This window comes from Halorubrum sp. SD683 (genome assembly GCF_002135045.1).
Lineage (GTDB): Archaea > Halobacteriota > Halobacteria > Halobacteriales > Haloferacaceae > Halorubrum > Halorubrum ezzemoulense.
This window is the reverse complement of record NZ_NEWJ01000102.1, coordinates 1-8,147: the sequence shown is the minus strand read 5'-3', so window position 1 is coordinate 8,147 and position 8,147 is coordinate 1. Positions and strand designations below refer to the sequence as shown.

Below are 8,147 nucleotides of genomic sequence, written 5' to 3'. Positions count from 1 at the left end.
GCTGGAGCGCGGGCCGCCGGCCGTCGTCGGCCGTGAGACGGGGCGGCGGCGTGGGTGGGTGCGTCATCGGGGACTGGCTGCGGGGCGTCATAGCGGACCACGACCGGTTCGAGCTGGCGGCCGCCTGCGACCTCGACGCCGACCGCGCCGCGTCGCTCGCGGCCGACCACGGGACCGACCGCACCGCGACGACAACGGACCACGAGGCGCTCGTCGAGACGGACGGCCTCGACGCCGTCTACGTCGGCGTCCCGCCGCTCGCGCACCGGGAGGTTGTCGCCGACGCGCTCGCGGCCGACAAACACGTGATCTGCGAGAAGCCCATCGCGGCGGACGCGGAGACGGGCCGCGAACTCGTCGCGCTCGCCGAGGAGACCGACCGCGTCACGGCCGTGAACCTCCCGTTCCGCTACACCCCCGGCTTCGTCCGGCTCCGGGAGGCGGTCGAAGCGGGCGAGGTCGGCGACCCGCGTCGGGTCGAACTCCGGTTCCGGTTCCCCGAGTGGCCCCGCGAGTGGCAGGACGTGGCGTGGCTGGAGTCGCGCGAGCAGGGCGGCCCGCTCCGGGAGGTGGGGACGCACTTCCTGTTCGGCGTCCGTGAGCTGTTCGGCCCGGTCGAGACCGTCTCGGCGGACGTGGGGTACTCCGGACCCGACACCTATGAGGACGACGCGGTCGCGACGTTCCGGGCCGGCGGGGTCCGCGGGACGCTCGACCTGCTGTGCGACCACGAGGGCGAGGAAGAGAACAGCGTCACCGTCGTCGGCGACGAGGCGTCGCTGTCGCTGACGGAGTGGTACCGGCTCGTTCGCGACCGCGGCCGCGAGACCGAGGCGACGCTCGTCGACGAGCGCGGCGACAGCGTGCGCGCGCTCCTGACTGAGTTCGCGAGCGCGCTCGACGGCGACGACGGCGACCTCGTCTCGTTCGCGGAGGCGACCCGCGTTCAGGAGGTGCTCGACGCGATCCACGCCTCCGAGGGCGACTCGGTCCGGCCGGGAGCGAACGCCGGCGGACGGTAAGGTCGGCTCCGACCGGTGGCGGGTGCCGGCGGACGATGGAATCCGCCGTCGCCGCCCGCGGCGCGACGCGGAGTCGCCGCCGGCAGAGCCGCAGACCGGGAACGCCCGACAGGAATTATGTGTCCGTCGGACGCATCTCCGCGTATGAGCTACCTCGTTGCGACCGACGGATCGACGGAGGGGGACGAGGCGGTCCGGTACGCGGCGCGACAGGCGGTCGCGTTCTACGAGACGCTGGAGATCGCTCACGTGTTAACGCCGGACTCGGAACTGGTCGACGGCACGATCATCCTCCCGGGCGAGGACGCGGCCGTCGAGGCCGGGCAGGGGGTCTTAGACAGCGCCCGCGCCATCGCCGAGGAGGCGGTCGACGAGCCGATCACCGTGGAGACCCAACTGCTCACGGGCCGGCCGGCCGACGCGATCACCGAGTACGCGGCCGAAGAGACGGTCGACGCGATCTACGTCGGTCACCGCGGGCTCTCCGAGGAGCGCGAGCAGGTCGTGGGCAGCGTCGCCAAGAGCGTCGTCGACAAGGCGGACGTGCCAGTGACGGTGATCCGGTAGGTGTCAGCCGGAATAAACGAGCGAGCGCGCTCGAGGCGGTCGAAATCCGGGGTTTCGGCCGGCTGCCGGTCGTCACAGGCGCCGGAAAGAACCGCCATTATCGGACGTTCAAAGCGGGCTTAGGCCATACTACGGGTGATGTCCGAAGACGTACTCGTCACGGCGGACTGGGTCGAAGAGCGCCTCGACACCTTTCAGGACGACGACGCCGACCACCGGCTCGTCGAGATCAACAACCCGACCGTCACCGACGAGTCGGAGTACACGCCCTACGAGGAGGGCCACATACCCGGCGCGTTGAACTTCGAGTGGGACGCGGTCTTCACCGACGAGACGGAGCGCGATATCGTCTCGAAGGCGGACTTCGCGGCGCGAAACGGTGAGGGCGGCATCGACGCCGACACCACCGTCGTCGTGTACGGCGGCGGCCGCGTGCCGAACTGGTTCGCGCTGTTCGGCTACTGGATCTACAAGTACTACGGTCACGACGACATCCGCGTGGTCGACGGCGGGAAGGGGTACTGGGTCGAGAACGACTACCCGCTCTCCACGGAGGAGCCCGACTTCACGCCCCGCGATTACGAGGCCCGCGGTCCCTTCGAGAGCGTCCGCGCGTACAAGGACGACATCGACAAGGCGATCGAGGAGGGGATCCCGATGGTCGACGTCCGCTCGCCCGAGGAGTTCTCCGGCGAGGTCATCGCCCCCGAGGGGCTCAACGAGACCGCCCAGCGCGGCGGTCACATCCCCGGTGCGAGCAGCGTCCCGATCGGCACGACGCTGAACGAGGACGGGACGTTCAAGAGCGCGGACGAGCTCCGCGAGCTGTACAGCGACGCCGGCGTCGACGGCGACGAGTCGACGATCACCTACTGCCGCGTCGGCGAGCGCTCGTCGATCGAGTGGTTCCTCCTCCACGAGCTGCTCGGCTACGACGACGTGCGGAACTACGACGGCTCGTGGACCGAGTGGGGGAACCTCGTCGGCGCGCCGATCGAGACGGGCGAGTAACGCGCGCCAAACTGCCTACCGCGTCGCGGACTTCCACTCCCGTAACCCGAGGCGACCGCCGTTCAGGTCCTCGGCCGGCGCCTCGGTGGCGGCCCAGACGAACAGCGGCGCGACGCTCTCGGGGTCGCGGGCGCGCTCTTTCCCCGTGAGGTCGGTCGCGACGAGCCCGGGGTCGACGACGCCGACCGTCGCGTCGAGGTCGGCGGCGAACCCGCGCGCGACCCCCTCGGCAGCCGCCTTCGACACCGCGTACGCGCCCATCCCGGGCTTCGACTCGGCGGCGACCGCGCCCGACGGGACGAGGACGCGCGCGTCGTCGGTCAGGTGCGGGACGGCCTCGCGGATCGTCGCGAACACGCCGCGCGCGTTCGTGCGCATCGTGTCGTCGTAGTCGGCGTACGTGACCTCGGTCGTCGGCCGCTCGCCCGGCGCGCCGTGGAACACGCCGGCGTTCGCGAACACGACGTCGACCGGGCCGGCCTCGCGGGCGACGCGCTCGAAGAAGCGTTCGAGGTCGAACTCGTCGCGCACGTCGACGCGGTCGCCCCACGCGGTCCCGCCGTCGTCCGCCGGCGAGCCGTCCCCGGCGTCCGCGTCGCCCTCGGCGTCGCCGTCCGGGTCGTCGCCCGCGCCGTTCAGTGCCGCGACGGTCCGATCGACGGCCGCGCCGTCGCGTCCGGAGACGGCGACGAACGCCCCCTCGTCGACGAACGCCTCGGCGACGGCCCGCCCGATCCCACTCGTTGCTCCGGTGATCGCGACCGTCAGATCCATGTGAACGGGAGTACGCGCGTCGGCGACTTAGTGGTATCCACTCCGGCCGCCCCCGCCGCTCCGCTCGCGCGCTCCCGTCGCCGTGGCGGACCGCTGCGATGCCGTCGCGAGCCCCGCCGACCGAACGTGTCAGGGACCTTCCCGCGACGCGTCTGACCGGATTTATACCGGAGCCGTCCCTAGGATGGCGTATGGACGTGGTCCCGGACATCGACGGCGTTGCCGGCGAGTCCGTCGTCGTTATCGGCGGCGGATTCGGCGGACTCTCGACGGCCTGTTACCTCGCGGACGCCGGCGCGGACGTCACGCTGTTGGAAAAGAACGAACAGCTCGGCGGCCGCGCCAGCCGGCTCGAAGTCGACGGCTTCCAGTTCGACATGGGGCCGTCGTGGTACCTGATGCCCGACGTCTTCGAGCGCTTCTTCGGGCACTTCGGGCGGTCGCCGGACGAGTTCTACGAGCTGGAGCGGCTCGACCCACACTACCGCGTGTTCTGGAAGGACGGAGATCAGGTCGACGTGCTGCCGGACCGCGATGCGAACCGGGAGATCTTCGAGTCGTACGAGCCGGGCGCGGGCGAGGCGTTCGACGCGTACCTCGAGGAGTCCAAGCGGACCTACGAGATCGGGATGGAACACTTCGTGTACGAGGACCGCCCGCGGCTGCGCGACTACGTGGACACCGACGTGATGCGCTACTCGTGGGGGCTCTCGCTGCTCGGTAAGATGCAAGGGCACGTCGAGGACTACTTCGACCACCCGAAGCTCCAGCAGCTGATGCAGTACACGCTCGTGTTCCTCGGCGGCTCGCCGACGAACACGCCGGCGCTGTACAACCTGATGAGCCACGTCGACTACAACATGGGCGTCTACTACCCCGACGGCGGGATCGGCGCGGTCGTCGACGGCATCGTCGAACTCGCCGAAGACCTCGGCGTCGACTTCGTCACCGACGCCGAGGTGACGGGGATCGAGGGGCGGTACGGCGCGTTCGCGGTCGACACCGAGAACGGTGAGCGCTACCTCGCCGACCGCGTCGTCTCCGACGCCGACTACGCGCACACCGAACAGGAACTGCTGCCCGAGCGCAAGCGGCAGTACACCGAGGAGTACTGGGAGTCGCGGACGTACGCGCCCTCCGCGTTCCTCCTGTACCTCGGCGTCGAGGGCGACGTGCCGAACCTCGAACACCACACGCTCGTCCTCCCGACCGACTGGGACGAACACTTCGAACAGATATTCGACGATCCCGAGTGGCCCGACGACCCCGCCTACTACCTCTGCGTCCCCTCGAAGACCGACGACACGGTGGCGCCGGAGGGCCACAGCAACCTCTTCGCGCTCGTCCCGATCGCGCCCGGGATCCGTGACACCCCCGAGATCCGCAACCGGTACCGCGACCTCGTGATCGACGACATCGCGGAGAACACCGGGACCGACCTCCGCGGCCGGGTCGTCGTCGAGGAGACGTTCTCGGTCGACGACTTCGCGGACCGGTACAACAGCTACGCGGGCAGCGCGCTGGGGCTGGCGCACACGCTCACGCAGACCTCGCTGCTCCGGCCCGGGCATACCTCGGACGCGGTCGACGGGCTGTACTTCACCGGATCGACGACGACGCCCGGTATCGGCGTCCCGATGTGTCTCATCAGCGGGGGGCTGACCGCGGAAGCGATGGCCGGCGACGACGTGTGATCTCCGCCGTGAGCGACCAGAATCGACCGGCGACCGACGGCGAGCGAGCCACCGCCGAGGGCGGGGACCGGCCCGCGAGAAGCGGCGGCGAGGGGCTCCGGTACCTGCTGGTGCTGTCGCGGCCGCGGTTCTGGCTCTACCTCGCCGGGCCGGTCGCCGTCGGCGTCACCTACGGGATCGGCGACGTGAGCGGGCTGTTCACGCCCGTCACGGTCGCGCTCGCGGCGTACTTCCTCGTGCCGGCCAACGTCTTCCTCTACGGCGTCAACGACGTGTTCGACGCCGACATCGACGAGCTGAATCCGAAGAAGGAGGGCCGCGAGGCGCGCTGGCGAGGGAGCCGGTTCGTCTCGGTCGCCGTCGTCGCGTCCGGCGCGCTGGGGCTCGCGACGCTCGCGATCACCCCGCGGGTCGCGTGGCCGTACCTGCTCGGCTTCCTCGCCCTGGCGGTCGGCTACAGCGCGCCGCCGGCCCGGTTCAAGACGACGCCGTTCCTCGACTCGCTGTCGAACGGGTTGTACGTCCTCCCCGGCGCGGCGGCGTACGCGACGGTTGCGGGCGCGCACCCGCCGCTCGCGGCGCTCGCGGGCGCGTGGCTCTGGACGATGGGGATGCACACGTTCTCCGCGATCCCGGACATCGAGCCGGACCGCGCGGCGGGGATCGACACGACCGCGACCGTCCTCGGCGAGGCGCGCACGTACGCCTACTGCTTCGGGGTGTGGACCGCCGCGGCCGCCGCGTTCTGGCTCGTCGACCCGCGGCTGGGCGCCCTGCTCGGCGTGTACCCGCTGTTCGTCGCGTGGGTCGCGCGCTCGTCGGTCTCGGTCGACCGCGCGTACTGGTGGTTCCCGGCGCTGAACACCGTCGTCGGCACGCTGCTGTCGATGGGCGGCCTCTGGCGGGTGTACCCGCTCTGGGAGGCGCTACCGGGGGCGACGGCGACCGGGCGGGATCGGCCGGGACGACCGCCGCCGCGACGACCGGCTCTCGGCTCGACGCGCTCCGCGAGCGCGCGCCGGACACGCGCAACGAGGCCGAGGCGCTGCTGGACCGGCTCGTCCGTGAGAACCGCTTCACCATCGCGGTCGTCTTCCCGCTCGTCGGGGCGATCGCGCTCGTCGGCAGCGCCGAGGGGTGGGTGCCCGAGCCGTTCGCGTTCCACCCGTGGTTCGTGCTGTTCGGCGTGATCGTGATGCGCTCGCCGCTGGTCGTCGGCGTGCTGCCGACGATCGACCGCCGCGCGCTCGGCTGGATCGGCGTCCTAATGGCGTACACGTACCTCATCGAGTCGGTCGGCGTCGCCACCGGGTGGCCGTACGGGGAGTTCGCGTACACGGTCGACCTCGGACCGATGCTCGGCGGGGTCCCGGTCGCGCTTCCCGTCTTCTTCATCCCGCTCGTGATGAACGCCTACCTGCTGTGTCTGCTGCTGCTCGGCCCGCGCGCCGACAGCGTGTGGGTCCGGCTGGCGACGGTGATCCCGGTCGTCGTCGCGATGGACGTCGTGTTGGACCCCGGCGCAGTGTCGCTCGGCTTCTGGAACTTCGGCGGCGGACCGTTCTACGGCGTGCCCCTCTCGAACTACGCCGGGTGGGTGCTGTCGGCGATCGTCGCCGTCGTCACGCTCGACCGCGCCTTCGCGGCGGTCGGGATCCGCGACCGGCTGCGCGACTGCGAGTTCATGCTCGACGACATGGTGAGCTTCGTGATCCTCTGGGGCGGGATCAACGTCTGGTTCGGGAACCTCCTGCCCGCGGCGGTCGCGGCCGCGTTCGGCGTCGGCCTCGTCCGCGCCGACCGGTTCGACACGCGACTGTTCACGGAGTGGCGGCGATAGCGAGCGCCCGGGGCGAGCGCGGCGGCCGTGCGACGCCGCCCCACTCGGTGGCTCTTATATACCGGGAACTCGTTTGCTCGACCGTGACCGACGGCGGCAATCGCGGCGGGCGACCGAACCGGGAGGACCGACGGCGATGAGCGACCTCGCCATCGACTACGGCGACCACGAGCGCGTGTGCGAAGTCGTCGACCGGCTGATGTACTGCGCCGAACACGTCAGCGTCTCCTTCGACGGGTGGGAGGAACCGCACGTGAAGGGGCCGGGACTGTACTTCGCCGTCATCGGCGACAGCGACTACGGGGCGTACGCCGACCCGATGGGAGACAACCGCTGGCCCCGCGACACCGCCCCCTCCGTCTTCGACGGGGGCGCACTCGCGACGGCGGCGGAGTCGGTGAGCGTCGCGCAGGACGGCGGCGTCGTCGTCGCGGTCGACGGCGAGATCGAGGCCCAGATGGTCCGCTTCCGCGACCTGGGCACCCGCGACGAGGAGACCGATCTCGTCGACGACGTGAGCTACGAGCCGTGGATGGGGTCGCGGCACATGAGCGCCATCGAGACCTCGGTCCGCCCGGAGGTCGTGGCGACGGTGACGCTGAGCGAGGAGACCGGCCGCGTCAGCGTCTTCCGCGACGGCGAGGCGAACAGCATGCGGCGCGAGGAGATCGGCGGCCGCTGGCGCGGCGAGTAGCGCGCTTCGCGCCCGGCAGTTAGCACGGGCGCGGCGCTCCCGGAGTCCGGCCCCGAGGCCCCACGGTTAAACCTCGGCCGGGCGAACGACGACGCATGTACGACGAGATACTGGTTCCGACCGACGGGAGCGAGGCGGTCGACCGCGCGCTCGAACACGCGGTCCGGCTCGCGACGGACCACGACGCGACGCTCCACGCGCTGTACGTCGTCGACCGGCGGATCGCGGCCGCCAACTCGGGCGACCTCCACGACGAGGTCGTCGAGAACCTCGAATCGCAGGGCGAGGCCGCCGTCGCGGCGGTCGCCGACGCGGCCGCCGAGGCCGGGCTGGACGCCGAGACGCACGTCGCGCACGGGACGCCCGACACGGAGATCGTCGGGTACGCCGACGAGGCCGGTATCGACGTGATCGTGATGAGCCCGGAGGGGAAGTCGCCGCGCGAGCGGATTCGGTCGCTCGGGAGCGTCTCAGACCGCGTCGCCGACGACGCGTCGGTTCCGGTGTTCCTCATCAAGTGACCCGCCCCTCGGAGCGAGTCCGAT

At 71.0% G+C, this 8,147-nt stretch carries 8 protein-coding genes and 1 pseudogene; 8 read left to right on the top strand and 1 reads right to left on the bottom strand.

Going from position 1 to position 8,147, the window contains the following annotated elements; translation table 11 throughout:
* Positions 1 to 32 precede the first annotated feature (32 nt).
* The 3 genes from B9G49_RS15180 to B9G49_RS15170 all read left to right on the top strand — a co-directional run bounded on the left by B9G49_RS15180 (position 33) and on the right by B9G49_RS15170 (position 2,600).
* Positions 33 to 1,022 carry a Gfo/Idh/MocA family protein gene (locus B9G49_RS15180; RefSeq protein WP_086216933.1) on the top strand — a complete coding sequence of 330 codons (990 nt, stop codon included), beginning with the start codon at positions 33 to 35 and terminating at the stop codon, positions 1,020 to 1,022.
* A gap of 144 nt (positions 1,023 to 1,166) precedes the next feature.
* Complete coding sequence (locus B9G49_RS15175) at positions 1,167 to 1,589, top strand: universal stress protein (protein ID WP_049930953.1); 423 nt, start codon at positions 1,167 to 1,169, stop codon at positions 1,587 to 1,589.
* A 138-nt stretch (positions 1,590 to 1,727) separates the two neighbouring features.
* Entirely contained in the window at positions 1,728 to 2,600 is an 873-nt protein-coding gene (locus tag B9G49_RS15170; protein ID WP_049930951.1) for a sulfurtransferase, read from the top strand.
* Positions 2,601 to 2,615: 15 nt separating this feature from the next.
* Here B9G49_RS15170 and B9G49_RS15165 read toward each other — a convergent pair whose 3' ends face one another.
* The gene (locus tag B9G49_RS15165) at positions 2,616 to 3,374 is read right to left on the bottom strand and encodes an SDR family oxidoreductase (RefSeq protein WP_086216932.1); all 759 of its coding nucleotides are present in this window, start codon (positions 3,372 to 3,374) and stop codon (positions 2,616 to 2,618) included.
* A gap of 191 nt (positions 3,375 to 3,565) precedes the next feature.
* On the opposite strand from B9G49_RS15165, the gene B9G49_RS15160 reads away from it, so the two are divergent.
* The 5 genes and pseudogenes from B9G49_RS15160 to B9G49_RS15140 all read left to right on the top strand — a co-directional run bounded on the left by B9G49_RS15160 (position 3,566) and on the right by B9G49_RS15140 (position 8,123).
* A complete protein-coding gene (locus B9G49_RS15160; protein WP_086216931.1) occupies positions 3,566 to 5,068 on the top strand; it encodes an NAD(P)/FAD-dependent oxidoreductase in 1,503 nt (500 codons plus the stop codon).
* A pseudogene (locus B9G49_RS15155) lies at positions 5,065 to 6,000 on the top strand (prenyltransferase); the annotation flags it as partial. The gene B9G49_RS15160 and the pseudogene B9G49_RS15155, both read left to right, overlap by 4 nt.
* Positions 5,985 to 6,908 (top strand): bisanhydrobacterioruberin hydratase, encoded by a 924-nt coding sequence (gene cruF / locus B9G49_RS15150; RefSeq protein ID WP_086216934.1) that lies wholly within the window; start codon positions 5,985 to 5,987, stop codon positions 6,906 to 6,908. The pseudogene B9G49_RS15155 and the gene cruF, both read left to right, overlap by 16 nt.
* Before the next feature lie 136 nt (positions 6,909 to 7,044).
* Complete coding sequence (locus B9G49_RS15145; RefSeq protein ID WP_049931055.1) at positions 7,045 to 7,602, top strand: diadenylate cyclase; 558 nt, start codon at positions 7,045 to 7,047, stop codon at positions 7,600 to 7,602.
* A gap of 95 nt (positions 7,603 to 7,697) precedes the next feature.
* Complete coding sequence (locus B9G49_RS15140; RefSeq protein ID WP_086216930.1) at positions 7,698 to 8,123, top strand: universal stress protein; 426 nt, start codon at positions 7,698 to 7,700, stop codon at positions 8,121 to 8,123.
* The last annotated feature ends 24 nt before the right edge of the window (positions 8,124 to 8,147 follow it).